At 69.0% G+C, this 18,849-nt stretch carries 19 protein-coding genes; 8 read left to right on the top strand and 11 right to left on the bottom strand.

Going from position 1 to position 18,849, the window contains the following annotated elements; genetic code table 11:
• The first annotated feature begins 162 nt into the window (after nt 1–162).
• The 3 genes from ACRSBM_RS03980 to ilvD all read left to right on the top strand — a co-directional run bounded on the left by ACRSBM_RS03980 (nt 163) and on the right by ilvD (nt 2,970).
• The gene (locus ACRSBM_RS03980) at nt 163–627 is read left to right on the top strand and encodes a PH domain-containing protein (protein WP_434439859.1); all 465 of its coding nucleotides are present in this window, start codon (nt 163–165) and stop codon (nt 625–627) included.
• Complete coding sequence (locus ACRSBM_RS03975) at nt 624–1,049, top strand: vitamin K epoxide reductase family protein (protein WP_434439857.1); 426 nt, start codon at nt 624–626, stop codon at nt 1,047–1,049. The genes ACRSBM_RS03980 and ACRSBM_RS03975 overlap by 4 nt, the downstream gene beginning before the upstream one ends.
• 76 nt (nt 1,050–1,125) lie before the next feature.
• Nucleotides 1,126–2,970, top strand: coding sequence for a dihydroxy-acid dehydratase (gene ilvD / locus ACRSBM_RS03970; RefSeq protein WP_434439855.1), 1,845 nt, complete (start codon nt 1,126–1,128; stop codon nt 2,968–2,970).
• Here the strand turns inward: ilvD and ACRSBM_RS03965 are convergent.
• The 3 genes from ACRSBM_RS03965 to ACRSBM_RS03955 form a co-directional block, all read right to left on the bottom strand.
• Nucleotides 2,967–3,209 (bottom strand): hypothetical protein, encoded by a 243-nt coding sequence (locus ACRSBM_RS03965; RefSeq protein ID WP_434439853.1) that lies wholly within the window; start codon nt 3,207–3,209, stop codon nt 2,967–2,969. The genes ilvD and ACRSBM_RS03965 overlap by 4 nt on opposite strands.
• Before the next feature lie 10 nt (nt 3,210–3,219).
• Nucleotides 3,220–3,948 carry a DoxX family protein gene (locus ACRSBM_RS03960; protein ID WP_434439851.1) on the bottom strand — a complete coding sequence of 243 codons (729 nt, stop codon included), beginning with the start codon at nt 3,946–3,948 and terminating at the stop codon, nt 3,220–3,222.
• 80 nt (nt 3,949–4,028) lie between these two features.
• Nucleotides 4,029–4,973 (bottom strand): 2-hydroxyacid dehydrogenase, encoded by a 945-nt coding sequence (locus tag ACRSBM_RS03955; protein WP_434439849.1) that lies wholly within the window; start codon nt 4,971–4,973, stop codon nt 4,029–4,031.
• Here ACRSBM_RS03955 and ACRSBM_RS03950 point away from each other — a divergent pair.
• On the top strand, nt 4,972–5,874 hold the full coding sequence (locus ACRSBM_RS03950; protein ID WP_434439847.1) for an alpha/beta fold hydrolase: 903 nt from the start codon (nt 4,972–4,974) through the stop codon (nt 5,872–5,874). The genes ACRSBM_RS03955 and ACRSBM_RS03950 overlap by 2 nt on opposite strands.
• A 10-nt stretch (nt 5,875–5,884) precedes the next feature.
• Nucleotides 5,885–7,045 carry a PQQ-dependent sugar dehydrogenase gene (locus tag ACRSBM_RS03945; protein WP_434439845.1) on the top strand — a complete coding sequence of 387 codons (1,161 nt, stop codon included), beginning with the start codon at nt 5,885–5,887 and terminating at the stop codon, nt 7,043–7,045.
• Here ACRSBM_RS03945 and ACRSBM_RS03940 read toward each other — a convergent pair.
• On the bottom strand, nt 7,005–7,982 hold the full coding sequence (locus tag ACRSBM_RS03940) for a LysR family transcriptional regulator (protein ID WP_434439843.1): 978 nt from the start codon (nt 7,980–7,982) through the stop codon (nt 7,005–7,007). The two genes, ACRSBM_RS03945 and ACRSBM_RS03940, sit on opposite strands and share 41 nt — an antisense overlap.
• Before the next feature lie 146 nt (nt 7,983–8,128).
• Here ACRSBM_RS03940 and ACRSBM_RS03935 point away from each other — a divergent pair, with 146 nt between their 5' ends.
• Genes ACRSBM_RS03935 through ACRSBM_RS03925 form a run of 3 tightly spaced genes read left to right on the top strand, consistent with a single transcriptional unit; the run spans nt 8,129 to nt 9,374 of the window.
• On the top strand, nt 8,129–8,653 hold the full coding sequence (locus tag ACRSBM_RS03935) for a hypothetical protein (RefSeq protein ID WP_434439841.1): 525 nt from the start codon (nt 8,129–8,131) through the stop codon (nt 8,651–8,653).
• Entirely contained in the window at nt 8,650–9,018 is a 369-nt protein-coding gene (locus ACRSBM_RS03930) for an SgcJ/EcaC family oxidoreductase (protein ID WP_434439839.1), read from the top strand. The genes ACRSBM_RS03935 and ACRSBM_RS03930 overlap by 4 nt, the downstream gene beginning before the upstream one ends.
• Complete coding sequence (locus tag ACRSBM_RS03925) at nt 9,015–9,374, top strand: VOC family protein (RefSeq protein WP_434439837.1); 360 nt, start codon at nt 9,015–9,017, stop codon at nt 9,372–9,374. The genes ACRSBM_RS03930 and ACRSBM_RS03925 overlap by 4 nt, the downstream gene beginning before the upstream one ends.
• A 73-nt stretch (nt 9,375–9,447) precedes the next feature.
• On the opposite strand, the gene ACRSBM_RS03920 is transcribed toward ACRSBM_RS03925, so the two are convergent.
• The 7 genes from ACRSBM_RS03920 to gatC form a co-directional block, all read right to left on the bottom strand.
• Nucleotides 9,448–11,937, bottom strand: coding sequence for a M14 family zinc carboxypeptidase (locus tag ACRSBM_RS03920; RefSeq protein ID WP_434439835.1), 2,490 nt, complete (start codon nt 11,935–11,937; stop codon nt 9,448–9,450).
• Between the two features lie 188 nt (nt 11,938–12,125).
• Complete coding sequence (locus tag ACRSBM_RS03915; RefSeq protein ID WP_434439833.1) at nt 12,126–14,495, bottom strand: CHAT domain-containing protein; 2,370 nt, start codon at nt 14,493–14,495, stop codon at nt 12,126–12,128.
• Nucleotides 14,496–14,783: 288 nt separating this feature from the next.
• Nucleotides 14,784–15,047, bottom strand: a complete 264-nt coding sequence (locus ACRSBM_RS03910; protein WP_434439831.1) for a hypothetical protein — start codon at nt 15,045–15,047, stop codon at nt 14,784–14,786.
• Between the two features lie 185 nt (nt 15,048–15,232).
• Nucleotides 15,233–16,735 carry an Asp-tRNA(Asn)/Glu-tRNA(Gln) amidotransferase subunit GatB gene (gatB, locus tag ACRSBM_RS03905; protein ID WP_434439829.1) on the bottom strand — a complete coding sequence of 501 codons (1,503 nt, stop codon included), beginning with the start codon at nt 16,733–16,735 and terminating at the stop codon, nt 15,233–15,235.
• Entirely contained in the window at nt 16,732–16,929 is a 198-nt protein-coding gene (locus ACRSBM_RS03900; protein WP_434439828.1) for a hypothetical protein, read from the bottom strand. Before ACRSBM_RS03900 ends, gatB begins: the two co-directional genes overlap by 4 nt.
• Nucleotides 16,926–18,410: an Asp-tRNA(Asn)/Glu-tRNA(Gln) amidotransferase subunit GatA gene (gatA, locus tag ACRSBM_RS03895; RefSeq protein WP_434439826.1), complete on the bottom strand. Its 1,485-nt coding sequence runs from the start codon at nt 18,408–18,410 to the stop codon at nt 16,926–16,928. Before gatA ends, ACRSBM_RS03900 begins: the two co-directional genes overlap by 4 nt.
• Nucleotides 18,407–18,706: an Asp-tRNA(Asn)/Glu-tRNA(Gln) amidotransferase subunit GatC gene (gene gatC, locus ACRSBM_RS03890; RefSeq protein ID WP_030467875.1), complete on the bottom strand. Its 300-nt coding sequence runs from the start codon at nt 18,704–18,706 to the stop codon at nt 18,407–18,409. The genes gatA and gatC overlap by 4 nt, the downstream gene beginning before the upstream one ends.
• Nucleotides 18,707–18,849 lie beyond the last annotated feature (143 nt).

Below are 18,849 nucleotides of genomic sequence, written 5' to 3'. Positions count from 1 at the left end.
GGGTCGCGCGTCGACGCAGGCTGTTCGGCTCAGGCGTCGACGCGCCTGAGAAGTACGAGAACGAGCGTGCGCTGCATGGCCGGGACGTTATCGCCTCTGGCAAGAGGGCGTCAACTCTGCGGGACGGAATTCCCGGATCGTGGACGTGGAACAATCCTTCGAGTGAAGAAGCTGGTCTTTCGCATCCCGGCAACGGCCCTGCTCGCAGCGGGTCTGATCGCCATCTGCGTCACCCCTGTGGCGTGGCTCGCTCCGGGACTGCAAGCGCTCTACGTCCTCCCGCTCGCCTACGCGTACTGGGTGATCCGCAACCGCACGACCGTCACCGAGGACGAGCTCGTCGCCCGCGGCGTGTTCGGCACGACCACGCTCAAGTGGTCCGAGGTGAAGTCGATCCGGCTGGCCCACAAGGGCTGGCTCAAGGCGGTGAAGGACGACGACTCCGAGGTGACGCTGCCCGCGGTGCGGTTCATGCACCTGCCGGCGCTGTCACTCGTCAGCGGTGGCCGCGTGCCCGATCCCACGGTCAAGGAAGAACCCGTCGAGGAAGAGCCCGTCGAGGAAGAGCCCGTCGAGGAGGAGTCCGAGAAAGAAGCCGCGGACGAGGTCGTAGAGTCGGAGAAGTGATCGAACGAGTTCCGCTGCTGAGCCTGCTGCTGTCCATCGCAGGCCTGCTGACCTCGGCTTATCTGACGTACACGCACTTTGACGCGAACGCGCTGCTGTGTTCGGCGGACGCCGTCATCGACTGCGAGACCGTGACCACGAGCGAGCAGTCGGAGCTGTTCGGTATCCCCGTCGCGTTCCTCGGACTGGCCTTCTTCGCGTTCCTGACCGTGATCTGCCTCCCGTTCGCGTGGCGGATCGACGCCCTGAAATGGGTGCGTCTCGCCGCGGTCGGGGTCGGCGTTCTCATGGTCGTTTACCTGGTAGCGGCCGAGATCCTCATCATCGGCAAGATCTGCCTGTGGTGCACCGTTGTGCACGTGATCACGCTCGTTCTGGCCTATCTGCTGGTCTCGGCGAGTCTGCGCACAAGTAACCTTTGAGGCACCGCTCCCAGACTGGTGGACGCCTCACCCCCGCGTCCCGCGCGTTTTTTCTTGAACTGAATCTGGAGGAGCAGTGCCTCAGCTCCGCTCTCGCACCACCACCCACGGCCGCAACGCAGCGGGTGCCCGCGCCCTCTGGCGCGCGACCGGCATGACCGACAGCGACTTCGGCAAGCCCATCATCGCGATCGCCAACTCCTACACGCAGTTCGTGCCCGGCCACGTGCACCTGCGCGATCTCGGCGACATCGTGGCCGAGGCCGTGCGCGAGGCGGGCGGCGTCGCACGCGAGTTCCACACCATCGCGGTCGACGACGGCATCGCCATGGGCCACAGCGGGATGCTCTACTCGCTGCCCAGCCGCGAGATCATCGCCGACTCCGTCGAGTACATGGTCAACGCGCACCAGGCCGACGCGATCGTCTGCATCTCGAACTGCGACAAGATCACCCCCGGCATGCTCAACGCGGCGATGCGGCTCAACATCCCCGTCGTGTTCGTGTCCGGCGGTCCGATGGAGGCCGGCAAGGCCGTCGTCGTCGAGGGTGTCGCCGTCGCGCCGACCGACCTGATCACCGCCATCTCCGCCTCGGCTTCTCCCGCGGTGAGCGACGACGGGCTCTCCGAGGTCGAGCGCTCCGCGTGCCCGACGTGCGGCTCCTGCTCCGGCATGTTCACCGCGAACTCGATGAACTGCCTGACGGAGGCGCTGGGCCTGTCGCTGCCGGGCAACGGCTCGACGCTGGCCACGCACGCCGCGCGCCGCGAGCTGTTCTCCGAGGCCGGCCGCGTGGTCGTGGAGCTGTGCAAGCGCTGGTACGGCGAGGACGACGAGTCGGCGCTGCCGCGCTCGATCGCGAACCGCAAGGCGTTCGAGAACGCGATGGCGCTCGACATGGCCATGGGCGGCTCGACGAACACCGTGCTGCACATCCTCGCCGCCGCGCAGGAGGGCGAGATCGACTTCACGCTGCAGGACATCGACGACCTGTCCCGCCGCGTGCCGTGCCTCTCGAAGGTGTCGCCGAACTCCGACTACCACATGGAGGACGTGCACCGGGCCGGCGGAATCCCGGCGCTGCTGGGCGAGCTCTACCGCGCCGGGCTGCTGAACGACGACGTGACGTCGGTGCACACGCCGACCATGGCCGAGTGGCTCGGCAAGTGGGACATCCGGGCGGAGAACCCGTCCGCGGAGGCTCTGGAGCTGTTCCACGCCGCTCCCGGTGGTGTGCGGACGACCGAGGCCTTCTCGACGTCGAACCGCTGGTCCTCTTTGGACACCGACGCGGCCGGCGGTTGCATCCGCGACTTCGAGCACGCTTACACGCGCGACGGCGGTCTGGCCGTGCTGCGCGGCAACCTGGCCGAGCGCGGCGCGATCATCAAGGCCGCGGGCATCGACGAGGAACTGTGGCACTTCGAGGGCCCGGCGCGCGTCGTCGAGTCCCAGGAGCAGGCCGTCTCGGCGATCCTGAACAAGGAGATCCAGGCGGGCGAGGTCCTGGTCGTGCGCTACGAGGGCCCGTCAGGCGGCCCCGGCATGCAGGAGATGCTGCACCCGACCGCGTTCCTCAAGGGCTCGGGCCTCGGCAAGAAGTGCGCGCTGATCACGGACGGCCGGTTCTCCGGCGGTTCGTCGGGCCTGTCGATCGGCCACATCTCGCCGGAGGCGGCGGGCGGCGGCACGATCGGGCTCGTCGAGAACGGCGACCGGATCCTGATCGACGTGCACGAGCGGCGCCTGGAGCTGCTGGTGGACGACGAGGTGCTGGCCGAGCGCCGCGCCAAGATGGAAGCCTCGGAGCGGCCGTGGCAGCCGGTGGACCGCATCCGTCCGGTGACGGCGGCGCTGCGGGCATACGCGCGGATGGCGACGGACGCGTCGACCGGTGCCGTGCGCAACCCGGACCTCTAAAGAGCGAATGCGAGTGCCATAGCGGCGCCGAACACGAGCCAGCCCGTCAGCGGACCGCTGACGGGCTGGTCCGTTCTTCTGACCATGATTCCGGCGACAATCAGACCCGCGAGCAGGCCGACCGGCGGTAGCAGGGACTTCGCGGCAAGGCCGAGCGGGAACGCCACCAGGTAGACGACCGGGATCCCGATCACCAGTAGTGCGAGCTGGAGCAGCGCTCCCGTCAGGTTCTTCCGCATCCGGCAGTTCTTACCGGAAGACGAAGAAGGTCACCGCCGCGCCACCGATTCCGATCACCAGTGCGATGAAACCGGCTGCCAGCGGGTGGCGGAACCAGCTGCGGTTGTAGTCGAGCGCGGCCCGGCCGGGTCCGGCGAACAGCGCCGCGAACGCCATGCCCGCGAGTGCCAGCTCCAGCTCCACGCCGTTGGGACCGAAGAAGCCGCCCTTGTACTGCAACGCGATGACGTTGGCCATCACCGCGAGCAGGCCCGCAGCGGCCAGCGGCGTGAAGAGGCCGAGCACAAGCAACGCGCCGCCCGCGAGTTCGGTGATGCCGGTGACCCAGGCGAGGACCACGGACTCGCGGTAGCCCATCTTCTCCAGCGACTGCGCGAAACCGTTGATACCGGGGCCGCCGAACAGGCCGAAGACCTTCTGCAGGCCGTGCAGCACGAAGATGCCGCCCAGCACCGCGCGCAGCCCGAGCAGGCCGATGTCGGGGCCGGCCGTCCAGCCGAACTTCTTGCGGTCGTCGTCGAACAGGTCGTCGGCTGGCGCGTCCACAGTGGACTTGTCCAGCGGCGTGTAGGCCGTCGTGTCGAACGAGTTCGTCGTCGAGTCGAACGGCGAGACGGCGTCCGAGCCGACTCTGGTCGCGCCGTCGTCGAAGTGGTGCACTCCCCCTCCGCTGCTCGAGTAGAACGAGTCGTCGGAGAAAGCGCTCGATGTGGTCGAGCCTTTGTCGTGAGTAGCCACGCCCGCACGCTAGGGGCACACGTGCGGGCGCGCGAGAGCCGAACGGCAGCCCAGGTTCACCCGGATGGACTAGCCGTTTCCTAGTAAGTTCCGTTCACAAGATTGCGTGGACGCTCCCCTGCGGCATACCTGGAGATCTCCGCGGCCGCGATCGCGTACGCCCGCTGCGCATGCCCGGTGCAGGACCCGGCCACGTGCGGGGTCAGCAGCAACCCCGGTGCGGTCCACAGTGGATGATCCGCCGGCAGCGGTTCGGGATCGGTCACGTCCAGGGCCGCGCGCAGCCGCCCGGAACTCAGTTCGGCGAGCAGCGCATCGGTGTCCACGACCGGGCCGCGAGCGCCGTTGACCAGGATCGCGTTGTCCTTCATCGCGGCCAGGAACTTGGCGTCGACGAGGTGGCGGGTCTCCTCGGTCATCGGTGTGAAGACGACGACCGCGTCGAACTCCGGGAGCAACGCCGGCAGCTCGTCCTGGCCGTGCACGCCGTCCCGGGCGGTGCGGCCGACGAGCACGGCGGTGGCGTCGAACGGTTCCAGGCGGCGCTTCAGCTGTTCGCCGAGGTCGCCGGCACCGACGATCAGGACCTTCTTGTCCTGCAACGTGTCGGTGAGGTGGTAGTCCCAGCGGCCTTCCGCGCGGGCGCGTTCGAAGACGAAGAAGTCTCGGTATATCGCGAGCAACGCGCCGATGGCCCACTCCGCGGTGCTGCCACCGTGTGCGCCACGGCCCGTGGAAAGCATCACACCTTCGGGCACCTTGCCGATGAAGTTCTCCGCGCCCGCGCTGAGCAACTGCACGAGCTTGAGGTTCGGCAGCTGCGCGAACACCTCGCGCGGGTCGGTGCCGGCGAGGAACCTCGGGATCAGGACCTCGGCGTCCGCCGCCTCGGCGGGCAGCGGCTCGCCCGGCGCATAACGGACCGGCTGGACACCGTCCACCTGGGACAGCGCTTGAACTCCGAAATCATCTGGCACGAGCACGATGAGCGTCACCAGTGCAAAGTACGTCAGAATGTCGGCCATGCGGGAGCACGACGTCATCTCCTGGGACGGCACGAAGATCCGAACCTGGCAGGCGCCGGGTGAGGGCACACCCGTGCTGCTGTGCCCCGGCGTGGGTTCCGGGCCCGAGTCGTGGCCGTCGCTGACCGGTCGCGGCGGGCTGCTCAGCTGGTACATGCGCGGCACGATGGGCTCGGACCGGCCGGTCGACGAGCGCAACGTCTCGCTGGACGACCACGTGTCCGACGCGATCGCCGTGCTCGACGACGCGGGCATCGAGCGCTGCGTCGTGATGGGCTGGTCGATGGGCGTCACGATCGCGGCCGAGCTGGCATTGCGTCATCCGGAACGCGTGGCCGGCCTGCTGCTCGTCGCGGGTGCGCCGGGCGACTCGTTCGACGCCATGCTGCCGTTGGTGCCCAGGAACGTGCGCCGGTTCGTCGGGCTGACCGGCACGAAGCTGCTGCGGCAGGCCGGTCCCGTGCTGGACAAGGTGCTGCACCGGATCCCGGTGACCGACGCGACGACGTTCCTGTTGCGGCACAGCGGCGTGATCAAGCCGTCCAGCGACCCGAAGGCCGTCACCAGCGCGGTGAGCCGGTTCCTGCAGCATGACTGGCGCTGGTACTTCACGCTGGCGCTCGCGCTGGGGGCGACACCGCGGCAGAACCTCGGCTCGATCGTGTGCCCGGTCACACTGCTGGCCGGTCGTGACGACGTCCTGGCGACCACGGAGAGCATGTCGGGACCCGTCGGCGCGCTGCCCCAGGCGCGGCTGAGGGTGCTGCCGTGCAGCCACTACCTGCCGCTCGAGGCGCCCGAGGTCGTCAGCGCCGAGCTCGACCTGCTGCTCGACCGCGTGAGCTCGGTCGACTTCGCCACTTCCGAGGCATTCACTTCGGGTTCACGGCCGCGCACCTAGCCTGGGAGCCGTGGTTCGTTCCGTTGCGTTGCTGACCGCCGTCTGCCTGCTGGCAGGGGGCTGCGCGAGCTTTCCCGACGAGCCGGCGCCGACGCAGTGGAGCGCGCAACCACAGCTGACCCCGCAGGCGGGCCCGAAGCCGGAGCTGCCGGGCGAGTACCGCCCCGCGCCGGGCGAGCAGGGCCGGGGGCAGACGCCGCAGAGCGTGCCGCCGCCGCAGGGCTGCAAGGACTACCACCCCGCCGTCATCGGCACGTGCCTGAGCACCGTCACCGGCGTCGCGCCGATCGGCGCGGACGCCAAGGGCGGGGTCGCGGCGTACGCGACCGAACGCGGCGGGCGTTTGGTCAAGGTCACCAAGGACGTCGACCCGGTCGTGATCGCCCAGCTGGAGGTCGACACGTCGACCGACGGCGGGCTGACCGGGCTCGCGCTGTCGGCGACGTTCGCCGAGGACCAGCTCGCGTACGTCTACGTCACGACCGCGACGGACAACCGGGTGCTGCGGATCGCGCCGGGTGACACGCCCAAGCCGATCCTCACCGGCATCCCGAAGGGTCCGTCCGGCAACCGCGGTGTGCTGGCGAGCGACCGCAAGGGCGCGATCCTGGTCGCGACCGGTGACGCCGGCAACCCCGCGCTGGCCGCCGACCCGAACTCCCTCGCGGGCAAGGTGCTGCGCATCGACGGCTCCGGTCAGCCCGCCCAGGGCAACCCGACGGCGGGTTCCGCCGTCGTCTCGTCCGGGCTGAGGCTGCCCGGCGGCCTGTGCGTCTCGGCGGACACGTCGAAGATCTGGGTGACGGACTGGGCCGCGAACGCCGACGTGCTCTACCGCGTCGTGCCGGGCAAGCTCAGCGAGGCGGCGTGGAGCTGGCCGGACCGGCCCGGCGTCATGGGCTGCTCGTCGTACTCGGACCTGATGATCGTGGCGACCTCCAAGACTCCTGGCCAGCAGTCGTTGTCGATGAACGCCGACGGCGCGTTCACCGGCAAACCGGTCCCCTCGATGCACGAGGACGGTTTCGGCCTGCTGGGGCCGATGGAGATGCTGAACGAGTCGGCGTCGCTGGTCGGCACGGTCAACAAGCCCGCGGGCCAGCCCGTGTCGTCGGACGACCGGGTCGTCATCATCGTGCGCCCGGACAACGGCGGCGGCTCCAAGGACTGAGAGCGAACTCCTCTCCTCCGTCCCGCCACCACCGCGCGTAGACCTCGCTCTCCTCGACGAGCTTGAGGTATCCGGCGGCGACCTGCTCGCACAGGTCGTCGATCCGGTCCGCGACCGGCGCGTCCGTGCGCCAGGCCAGCACGACCTCGCGCACCAGCGGGTTCCCGGTGACCGGCAGTCGCGCGATGCCGGACGGGGTCCCGCCGACCGGGTAGAGCGGGCACACCGCGCCGGACTCCCTGATCAACGCCAGTGCGACGTGCGCCTCACTGCTGAAGTGCGCGATCCGCTGCTCGAACCCGGCCGCCGCGCACTCGCGGGCGAAGTGGGTGTTCATGCCGCTGTCGTCCGGTTCGGGCATGACCCACTTGTCGCCGGCGAGCGCTTCGAGCCGGATCTCGGGCTCCTTCGCGTGCGGGTGGTGCTCGGGCACGCCGACGAACAGCGGTTCGCGGGTGAGCAGGCGGTGGCCGACGTTCGGCGGGAGGGTGAGCGGAGTACCGGGAAATTGACGCATGACAGCGACGTCGAGTTCGCCGGTCGTGAGCAACGCGGTGAGCGTGGCGGTTTCCTTGATGGTGCGACTGGTGACGTTGTCCTTCAGCGCGCCGACGAGTAGTCCGAAGTGGTGAGCGGGAATTCCGGCGAGCCTGGTGGGAGCGCCGGCGGATTGCGTGTTACGGCGCGTTACGCGTTCCAGCGTGACCAGCTGGGTGAGCATCGACCGCGCCTCCTGCACGAAATCCTGACCGGTCGGGGTGAGCTTGACGCCCTCGGCCGTGCGCAGGAACAAGACGCCGCCCAAGTGGTCCTCGATGCGTTTGAGCTGCGTCGTCACCGCGGGCTGGGTGAGGTGCAGGCGCGCGGCGGCCTTGCGCAGGCTGCCGCAGTCGGCGATCGCCACGACCAGTTCGAGGTGTCGCACTTCGAGACGCATACGCCTGATGTTATCGCTCAATGTAATAGGGCCAATACCCTTCGGAATCTCGCGTGAGACGACTTGGTCTCGATACGTTCGGCGGCGTGATGGAATTGGCCGAGCGCCCGGCGCGCACCGACGCGGTGCTGTTTTCGGATCGCGCAGTGAAAACGTTCCTGGAGGCCGCGTCCGCCGAATACTCGTTCATCACCGAGGATGAACCGAGACCGTGTTTCGCGGTGCTGCTCGGTCTCGCCGCGGGCTCGGAGGCCGTGGTGCGGGAGGTGGCGTTCGGCCGCAACGCGCGCCTGACGGACCCGGCGGCGCGGGAGGAGTTCTCGTCCACGATCGTGCCGCGGTTCGGCACGGCGTACGAGAACCCGGTGCGGGCGTGGTGGCTCGACCCCGCCGACCTGCTCACGATCACGCGCAGGGCCGAGGCCGCCGGTCTGGACGTGCTCGGCTCGATCCACCTGCACCCGGACTGGCACCGGCTCGGTCCGGAATGCGAGCGCGACCGGCCGTTGAGCGACAGCCCGACGCCGATGGACGAGCACATGTTCCGCAACAGCGGGTGGCCCGTGAACGTCGTCTGTTACCTCGAACGCCGCCATGGCGGCCTCTACTACTCGCTCGCCGCGTGGGACGCCGAGTGCCTGCGCCTGCCGTTGAGGATGAACCACACATGACCGAACAGATCTACGCGCTCTGGCAGCGCATGGAACAGGGCTGGGCCGCCGGCGACGGCGACGCGTTCGCCGCCGTCTTCGCCGAGGACGTCGACTTCGTGACCGTGCGCGGCGAGGAGCTGTTGGGGCGGCGGGCCGTGGCGCTCGGGCATTCCCAGCTCTTCGCCGGCCCGTACCGCGACACCAAGCTCAGCGCGGAGATCAGCCTGATCAGGCCGCTGACCTCCGAGATCTCGGTCGTGCACGTCACGTCCTCCATCGCCCCGGCGGGCATCACCACCCACGCGCAGGCCGTCGTCGTGCACCGTGCGGACGGGTGGGAGATCGCCGCGTTCCACAACATGATCCCGAAAGGAAAGTCATGAGCAGGCCCCGGTTGCGGCACATCGCGTTCGTCGTGCGGGACGCCAAGGAGATGGCCGGCTTCTACACGTCCAGGTTCGGGATGGAGCTCTTCCACACCGACCCGGACGGCAGCCACTTCGTCACCGACGGGTACATCAACCTGGCACTGATCCAGCAACGGCTCGACGGTGACGTGCCGGCCGGCTTCAACCACTTCGGGTTCCAGGTCGACTCGGTCGAGCCCTATCTCGACTCGCTCGACCCACGCCCCGCCCTGCGCGGCGGCGACCGCCCGTTCGCCGAGTACCGCGCCATCGATCCCGAGGGCAACTGGTTCGACCTGTCCGCCCACGGCTTCCTGCCGCCCGGCCGCTGACTTCCCGGCACGCGGGGGCCCTGCGTTTCCTTCTGGGAAACGCAGGGCCCCCGCGTTACTTGAAGCAGGGTGGCTAGCGGGTGCTGGTCCAGAAGAGAGCGCGCGCTACCTGGGCGTAGAGGCCCTTCGGGTGGTTGCGGAACATCGGTTCCGTGCCAAAGAGAACCACGCGAGCGCCGTTCGCCGCCGTGCCGGAGACGACCGCCGCCTGGCCCGCGGCAGCGTCCTGGCCGCCCGTGCCGTTGTCGCGTGCGTGCCAGTGGCCCGCGGCGATCACCGTGCTGCCGTAGCGCTGTTCGACCGTCACGCCGGTGCCGAGGTTCGTGAACCACTGCGGTCCGTAGACGAACGAGTGCGGCAACGCGTTGGTGCCGACGGGACCGGTGCCGTTGACGACGTTCACCACGCCGTTGGCGTCCTCCCAGCCGGCGACCGGAGTGGCCTGCAGGAGCTTGGCGTCGACGTTGAACCTGCTGCCCGTCGCGCCGCGCGTGACGACGCCCCCGCGCTTGAGGAACTCGTCGAGCCCGGCCTTCGCGGTGGCGTTGAGCTGGCCGTAGTTCAGGCCCGCTCCCACGTACAGCGCGTCGATCCGCGACCAGTCGAAGCCCGCGTTCAGCACGGCCGTGGAGATCGTCCGGACGTCGAACCCGGACTCGCGCAGCACCTGCAGCTCGTCGGCGGAGACCGCGGCCGCGACCACCTTGCGCTGCAACGCGACGCCGCCGCCCTTGGCGGTGGTGAAGCGCACGCCGTAGCGGTCGGCGACCTCCTGCGCGGCGGCCCTGTCCTTCGCGGGGACGACGACCGTGCCGTCGTCCTGGCGGCGCAGCTCGAGACCCCGGCCCAGCAGGTCGTTGACGGCGCTGACGTCCTTCTGGTCGGTCAGCGTGAGAGCCAGGTCGGCACCCGGCGACGCGCCGACGTCACCGGTCGGCGAGGCCGCGGTGACGGGCTTGCCGTCGAACCGGAACTGTCCACTCCGGTAGACGTCGACCGACGCGCCCCACAGCAGGCGGTGGCTCCAGCCGGAGATGTCGTACATGACCGGAGCCTTGTCGGAGATGTCGCTGCCCTGCTCCAGCATCACGTTCGCGAGGCCGCGTTTGGGCTGATGCATGTCCACGACGTACGACCCGGCCGGGTAACGCTTACCGCCGAGCGTGAACGCCCTTTCCGCTCGTTCGACGCGGACGTCGTGCCGGACGAGCTGGTCGACCAGACGGGCCGTGGCGGGCGCGGACCGGTCGTTCGTGATCACGTAGGCGCGCGGGAACTCCGTGCGGAAGCGGTCTTCTGGCCCGAAACCGGGCACGAACCCGTCCGGGATGAACCGCTGGGCCTCACCGGCGGCACCACGGCGGAACATCTCCGTCTGGTTGGCGATCAGGCTGCGCCGGTTGTCGTCCACGTAGTCGAGCGTGGTCTTGATGGTGGCCTCGACGACATCGGTGTTGATCTCCGAACGCCGCTGCAGCTCGGCCGCCGGCAGCGTGTCGTAGTCGCCGCGGTTGACCCGCATCGGGATCTCGATCGTGTACGAGACGGCGCCGTGGTACATCGAGTACTGCGCGGTGTAGATCGGCGCCCAGCCGTCCCACTCGCCGACCGGGTAGTCGCGGAACGGGATCTCGGGCTTCGCCGCCTCGGGATGCCCCAGCGCCTGCACGGCCTTCTCCATCAACAGGCCGTTCTCGTAGCCGTGCTTGATGTACAGGTCGAAGTCGTAGTTCTGCCCGTGCGGCGGCGTGGTCGGCTCGATCAGCGTGTTCGCCACGTACCCGTGCTGGTCCACCATCATCAACGGCTGGGTGCGCTCGACGATGTCCTGCATCACCCGGTTCTCCGGCTGGGAGCTCGTGACGAAGTCGCGGTTGAGGTCGAAACCCGCGCTGTTCGCCCGCGTGCCGGCGACGCGGCCGTCCGGGTTCGCCGTGAGGTTGAAGTAGACCCTGCTGCGCTGCAACAGGTTCCTGGTTTCCTTGTCGTTGTTCGTGGCGAGATGCTCGATGACGCGCAACGCGCCGTCGGTGCCCTCCCACTCGTCACCGTGGATGTTGTTGTTGATCCAGATCGGCGCCTTGTACAGTCCCGCCGGGACATTGCGCCCCTCCTCGATGGCGGCGCGGAACCGTTCCTGGATCCGGGTCTCCGTCGCGCTCTCGGGCGCGGTCAGCGTGACCAGGTAGAGGTCGCGGCCGAGTCCTGACTGGCCGACGACCTCGACCGAGATCCTGTTGCTCTTCTGCTGCAACGCGTTCAGCTTCGGCGCGAGCGAGTGGTACGGCGCGAGACCGAGCTTGATGGACTTGTCGGCCGCGTTCTCCGGGTACGTCCGCAGCTTCGTCCTGCGCGGGTAGCCCTGGTGTCTGTCGGCCTGGTTCTCCCCCTGAGCCAGGACTGACTGCTTCGCCTGGAAAGCGTCGTCCAGGGTGGCGACTTCGTTGCGCTCAGGCCCATTGCCCGGCTCTCGGTCTGGACTCGACGGTTGCGCTGTTCCGGTTGCGGGTGCCGCTATCACCGCGGCGGCGGCCAGGAGAACAGCGAGCAGAGTTCTGCGCATGTGGACGTTTCTCGCACAACGGCCCGCTCATCGACTAGAGCCGATAGGCGGGCCGTTGCATCCCCTCGGTCCAGACCACGATGGCACAGAGGTGAGAGAAGTTCACCAATCACGTTCACGGCCAGGTCAGAAGTCACCGCTGACCAGCACCTTCACACCGCTTTGGGCAAGACAACCACTCGATCGGCCTAGCCGGACCCCAGACAGAGGAACGGCCGGCGGAACGGGTCCTTCGCCATCGCCTCGGCCAGCGCCACCGCGGGCGCGGCCCCGGCCACCAGCGCCCGGTGGTAGTCGGCCATGGCCGCGGCACTGGCCTCGTCGCCGACCTTGCTGGCGGCGGCGACCACGGTCCTGGTGCCGCCCGCCAGCATCGCGCCGGCGAAGCCGAGGGCCTCGTCACCAGGCCTGATGCGGTTGAGGGCCAGCGAGCAGGCCGCCAGCACGACGTGCGCGGGTGGCGTTCGGAGTCGCCCGAGTTCGTGGGCGAACAGCGGCCCGTCGACGAGTTCGAGCCGCGAGAACAACGCGTTCTCGTTCTCGTGCTCACCGTGGGCCGCGACGTGCACGAGGTCGGCCCCATCCAGGTGGGCGAGAACCTCGGCCGCTGTCGCGGTGTCGTCGGAAAGGACCGTGGCCTTGTTGTGGTGGGTCGCCAGGCGCTCGACCTCACCATGGGCGAAGAGCAGCCCAGGTCCGCGCACGACCAGCACCCGGTCCGTGGACGCCTTGCCCGCCTGAGCCGCGGCGAGCCACGCGGTGGCCGAGGGCGCGGTGGCGACCGGCCGGCCGTGCAGGCTCGGCAGGACACCCCACGGCACCGCGTACAAGGCCCCTGTCGGCACCATGACCAGCTCGCGGTCCCCGATGAGGTGCGCGAGCGGCTTGATCAGCAACTCGTCGAGGCGATCGGCCTGCTTGTGCGCGGACAGGCCGATGACCTGCACGAGTGGCGCGGGCAGGTGGTCGGGAGCGAGGGCGTTGAGGTCGAAGTGGAGCTTCTGGGCGCTTTCCAGCGCTTCCGCCGCGGCACCCAGCCGCACGAGCCTGACTCGGCCACCCGCGACGACGACAGCGGCCATCTCCCCGCCGGACACGACGAAGCTGATCAGGGCCTTCTCCCCGAGCTCGGCAATCACCTCGGTGATACCGGCGACCGGCCGCGGTTTGCCCCATCGCTGCGAGTGCCAGCCGAGCCGGTTGGCCTCGCGCTGCGCCTTCACCAGCTTGCCCCGCAGCTCCGCGGTCGGCTGGCCGGACAGGCCGTGCCGGAGGATGGCCCAGCTGAGGTTGCGCACCTCGCTGATCCGCTCGGCGACCTCGTTGTCCTCGATCGACTCCAGCGGTTCGTACCGGTAGGTCTGCGCCCGCGTGCGTTCCAGCCAGGCGAAGAGCCTGCGCGCGTCCGCGTCCTCCAGCACGAGCTTGATCGCGAGCTCGCTCAGTTCCCGGCCGTGCACAGCGGTGGCGGACACCAGCTCCAACCCGCCGAGCTGATCACGCACCCGGCCGAGCTCGTCCAACGCCTTGCGCGCGTGCGTCAACGCGGCACGCTTGCTCCCCTTCGCCAGCGCCAGTTCGGCCAGCACGAGGCGACGCTGCATGCGGTGGTCGAGCGGCGTGACCGTACGGGGTCCCGGCACCCTCCTCAGCAGCTCCTCGGCGTCGGCCAGCCGCCCCCGGCGGATCTCCAGCCGGGCCGCGAGGAGCAGTGCCAGCCGGGACTCGTCCACGAGATGGTTGGCGGCCAGCTCGGCGGACAGCGTCAACGCCTTCTGCACCAAAGCGCTCGAGATTCGCTTGGTGCGCATGGCGTGCCTGCCGTGCGCCCACAGCTCGATCAGGCCGGCCATCATCCACCAGGTGCTGCCCCGGCGGATGAGCTTGCGTTCCGACCGCTTCGCCATCCGGCGCGCGAGATCGAGCTGACCGTCCAGCAACGCCGCCGACGCGCGGAACATCTCGACCTCGGCGATCTCCTGGCCGAACTTCTCCTTGCGCATGACCGGAAGTGCCTCGTCGAGGTGCTTACCGGCCTCATCGGACAGTCCGATCATGAGCATGGCCTCGGCCTGGTCCAGTTGCAGCCGCGCGAGCAGACCGGGTTGGTCGTCCGCGCGAAAGATGCGTTCGGCCTCCTCGTAGCGCCGCAACGCCTCCGCGAGTTCTCCGCTCTGCTTGTGCACATTGCCCAGCGCATGCACGGCGAACGGGTACATCTGGTGCTGACTGTGCTTGCGGGTGAGAGCAATCGACCGTTCCAGGTCCGCGATCGCCGGTTCGCGCCTGCGGACCGCAGCGTAGGCAAATCCCCGGTTCATGAGCGACATCACCATGCCGAGCACCAGCCGCTCGTCCGGGGACCCCTCCATCTCCTGCTCCGCGACCTGGATGTGCCGGCTGAACCACTCGACGGCCCGGTCTGGCTGACCCATACGCATGACCATCAGACCCTGGTTGCTGTCAGTGCTCCCGCTCAGCAGCGCGCGAACCCTGGGATCAGGGTGTCCGGCGATCGTCGTGCGCGCCTCGTCGAAGACCTCGACCGCAGCGGCCATGCCGCTCGTCTCGCCAACGCACAGTCCAAGGGTATAGAGGATCCGCGTACGTACCTCCGTGCGCTCCGGAGTGTCGTCCGCGTGATCGGCGTGCACGAGAGCACGCTTGAGAAGCCGGATGGCCGATGGGAAGCGGAACCTCGCTTGCTCGGCCCACCCTCTCTGGTACAACTCGCGCGCTCTTTCCAGAGCACGAGCAGGCATGTGATCATCACACCACACCCGGTCGAGCGCCGCTGTCCGCCAACCAGGCAGAGGCCTGGTTGGCGGACAGCACACGCTCGGTGACTACGAGGCCCGGTAGCGTTCGCAGCCGGGCTCGTGCACGACGTCGAACCGCCCGATCAACGGCTGGCCCGGCGTACCGCCGCAGCACATCGGCGTGACTTCGGGGTCTTCTTCCTTCTTCGGAGGCTGCGGCACCTCGGTCGGCGGCGCCGGTTCAACCGGAGCCGGTTCCACGACCGGCGTGCCCTCGAGCACGGACTCGGCTTCCTGGACCACCTCTGCCTCGGCCCCGGCCACATCCAGGTTGTCGCGCTGAACAGTCATGAGGAATTCCCCCCTCGTTTGGACTATTTACGATCCATCCCCCCAGATGGACGCACGAAGAGAGTCGCACACACGGCTACAACCATGCGTCTCAATTAGCTAACAGCCACTCGGACGGCCTAAGATCACAAAGGGTCACCTGCACAAACAGGTGACCCTTTGTGATTTTTCTGGCGAATGTGTATCTACGAGCAGCGTGCGAGCACGATCTCGCGAACGCGGGCCGCGTCGGCCTGACCCTTCGTGGCCTTCATGACCGCGCCGACGATGGCGCCGGCGGCCTGGACCTTGCCGTCGCGGATCTTCTGGGCGACGTCCGGCTGGGCCGCGAGGGCCTCGTCGACGGCCTTCTCCAGGGCCGAGTCGTCGGAGACGACCTTGAGGCCGCGCTTCTCCACGACGTCGTCCGGGGAGCCTTCGCCCGCCAGCACGCCGTTGACGGCCTCGCGGGCGAGCTTGTTGGTCAGCGCGCCCGCGTTCACCAGCTCGATCACCCGTGCCACCTGGGCCGGGGTGATGGGCAGGTCGGGCAGGTCGACGCCGCGGGTGTTCGCCTGCTGGGCGAGGTACGACACCCACCAGGAGCGGGCCTCGTCCGCCTTCGCGCCCGCCTCGACGGTGGCGATGATGAGGTCCAGCGCGTTCGCGTTGACCAGGTCGCGGAGGACCTCGTCGGTGAGGTTCCACTCCTTCTGGATGCGCGCGCGGCGCTCCCAGGGGAGCTCGGGCAGGGTGCCGCGCAGCTCGTCGACCCACTCGCGTGACGGCGCGATCGGGACCAGGTCGGGCTCCGGGAAGTAGCGGTAGTCCTCCGCCGTCTCCTTCTTGCGGCCCGGCGACGTGCTGCCGGACGACTCGTCGAAGTGGCGGGTCTCCTGGGTCACGGAACCGCCGGACTCCAGCACGGCGGCCTGGCGCGTCATCTCGAAGCGGACGGCGCGTTCGACGCTGCGCAGCGAGTTGACGTTCTTGGTCTCGGTGCGGGTGCCCAGCGCGCCGGTGGTCTTTGGCGACAGCGAGACGTTCGCGTCGCAGCGCAGCGAGCCCTGGTCCATGCGGACGTCGGACACGTCGAGCGCCTTGAGCAGGTCGCGCAGGGCCGTGACGTACGCGCGGGCGACCTCGGGGGCGCGCTCGCGGGTGCCCGGGATCATCTTCGTGACGATCTCGATCAGCGGCACGCCGGCGCGGTTGTAGTCGAGCAGCGAGTGCTCGGCGCCGTGGATGCGACCGGTGGCGCCGCCGACGTGCAGCGACTTGCCCGTGTCCTCCTCCATGTGCGCGCGCTCGATCTCGACGCGGATGACCTCGCCGTCGTCCAGCGTCACGTCGAGCCAGCCGTTGAAGGCGATCGGCTCGTCGTACTGCGACGTCTGGAAGTTCTTCGGCATGTCCGGGTAGAAGTAGTTCTTCCGCGCGAACCGGCACCACTCGGCGATCTCGCAGTTCAGCGCGAGGCCGATGCGGATCGCGGACTCGACGGCCTTGCCGTTCACCACCGGCAGCGAGCCCGGGAGGCCCAGGCACGTCGGGCAGGTGTTCGTGTTCGGCTCACCGCCGAAGGCGTTGGCGCAGCCGCAGAACATCTTCGTGTTGGTGTGCAGCTCGACGTGCACCTCGAGGCCCAGGACGGGGTCGTACTTCTCGACGACCTCGTCGTAGTCCATCAGCTCAACCAGAGAGGTCATGCCAACTCGTCCTTCCGCAGAGCACGGACGGCCAGGGCCGCACCGGTGATCGCCACGGCGATGCTCGCGATCGCGTTCGCCAGGGCCAGCTTGTCGTTCTTCGCACGGGCGGCCTTGAAGCCGGAGAACGCTCCCACGGCTCCCGCGACGGCGCCGGCGAGGCCGAGCAGGCCCCTTGCCTTCTTGATGTTCACAGCGACGGACCTCCGAACGCGCCGCGCGCGGCTTCGTAGGCGGCGGCCACGCGGTACATGCGGTGGTCCTGCAGCGCCGGCGCCATGATCTGCAGGCCGACCGGCAGACCGTCCTCATCGGACAGACCGCTCGGCACGCTCATGGCCGGGGTGCCCGCGAGGTTCGCGGGGATGGTGCAGAGGTCGGCCTTGTACATGGCCATCGGGTCGTTCGCGCGCTCACCGATCTTGAACGCCGTGGTCGGCGTGGTCGGCGAGATGAGCACGTCGAACGTCGCGAACGCCTTCTGGAAGTCCTGCGTGATCAGCGTGCGCACCTTCTGCGCCGAGCCGTAGTACGCGTCGTAGTAGCCGGACGACAGCGCGTACGTGCCGATCATGATGCGGCGCTTGACCTCCGGGCCGAAGCCGGCCTCGCGGGTCAGCGACATGACCTCCTCGGTGCTGCGCGTGCCGTCGTCGCCGACGCGCAGGCCGTAGCGCATCGCGTCGAACCGGGCGAGGTTCGACGAGCACTCGCTCGGCGCGATGAGGTAGTAGGCGGGCAGCGCGTAGTCGAAGCTGGGGCACGACACGTCCGCGATCTCCGCGCCGAGCTCCTTGAGCTGCGACACGGCGGCCTGGAAGCTGCGCAGCACGCCGGGCTGGTAGCCCTCGCCGCTGAACTGCGTGACGACACCGACGCGCACACCGGTCAGGTCGCCGTTCAGGCCCTCACGGGCGGCCGCGACGACCGCGGGAACCGGCTCGTTGATCGAGGTGGAGTCCATCTCGTCGTAGCCCGCGATGACCTCGTGCAGCAGCGCGGCGTCGAGCACCGTGCGCGCACACGGACCGGCCTGGTCGAGGCTGGACGAGAACGCCACGAGGCCGTAGCGCGACACACCGCCGTAGGTGGGCTTCACGCCCACGGTGCCGGTGACAGCGCCGGGCTGGCGGATCGAGCCACCGGTGTCGGTGCCGATCGCGAGCGGCGCCTGCAGGGCCGCCAGCGCGGCGGACGAGCCACCGCCGGAGCCGCCGGGGATGCGGTCGAGGTCCCACGGGTTGTGCGTGGGGCCGTACGCCGAGTTCTCGGTCGACGAACCCATGGCGAACTCGTCCATGTTCGTCTTGCCGAGGATGACGACGCCGGCTTCCTTGAGCTTGCGCGTCACCGTCGCGTCGTAGGGCGGCAGCCAGCCTTCGAGGATCTTGGAACCGACCGTGGTCGGCACGCCCTCGGTGGTCATGACATCCTTGAGCGCCAACGGCACACCGGCGAGCGGCGAGACCTGCTCGCCCGCCCTGACGGCCTCGTCGACCCTGCGGGCCTGCGCGAGCGCGCCCTCGGTGTCGACGTGCAGGAAGGCGTGGACCTTCCCGTCGGTCTCGGCGATGCGGTCCAGGTGGGCCTGCGTGACCTCGACACTGGAGATCTCGCCGCTGTGGATCTTCGCGGCGAGCTCGGCCGCGGTGGCGTGGATCAGGTCGTTGGTCATGCTTCCTCACCCAGGATGCGGGGCACGCGGAACCGGCCGTCCTCGGCCTCAGGAGCGCCGGAGAGCGCCTGCTGCTGACCGAGGCTCGGACGGACCACGTCCTCGCGGAAGACGTTGGTCAGCGGAACGGCGTGCGACGTCGGCGGGATGTCGGCCGTGGCGATGTCGCCAACGGAAGCCACCGACTGGAGGATCACGTCGAGCTGGCCGGCGAACAAGTCGAGCTCGTCCTCGGTAACAGCCAGCCTGGCGAGCTTCGCCAGGTGCGCGACCTCGTCGCGGGAGATGCTGGGCACTCCTGTCAACCCCCGTAGGGTCGGGATTCGAATCGGGAACCCCGTGAGTCTATGGGCTGGTCAGGCGCGCCTTCGAACGGGTTACCGCCTCCGGGGCTGACCGGCACGTCAACTTAACCGTTCCGCAACGCGGACAGCAGGTC

It is taken from the genome of Lentzea xerophila, from assembly GCF_051094245.1.
In the GTDB taxonomy this organism is placed as follows: domain Bacteria; phylum Actinomycetota; class Actinomycetes; order Mycobacteriales; family Pseudonocardiaceae; genus Lentzea; species Lentzea xerophila.
The sequence above is the reverse complement of the archived record's forward strand: the minus strand, read 5'-3'. Positions and strand labels throughout refer to the sequence as shown.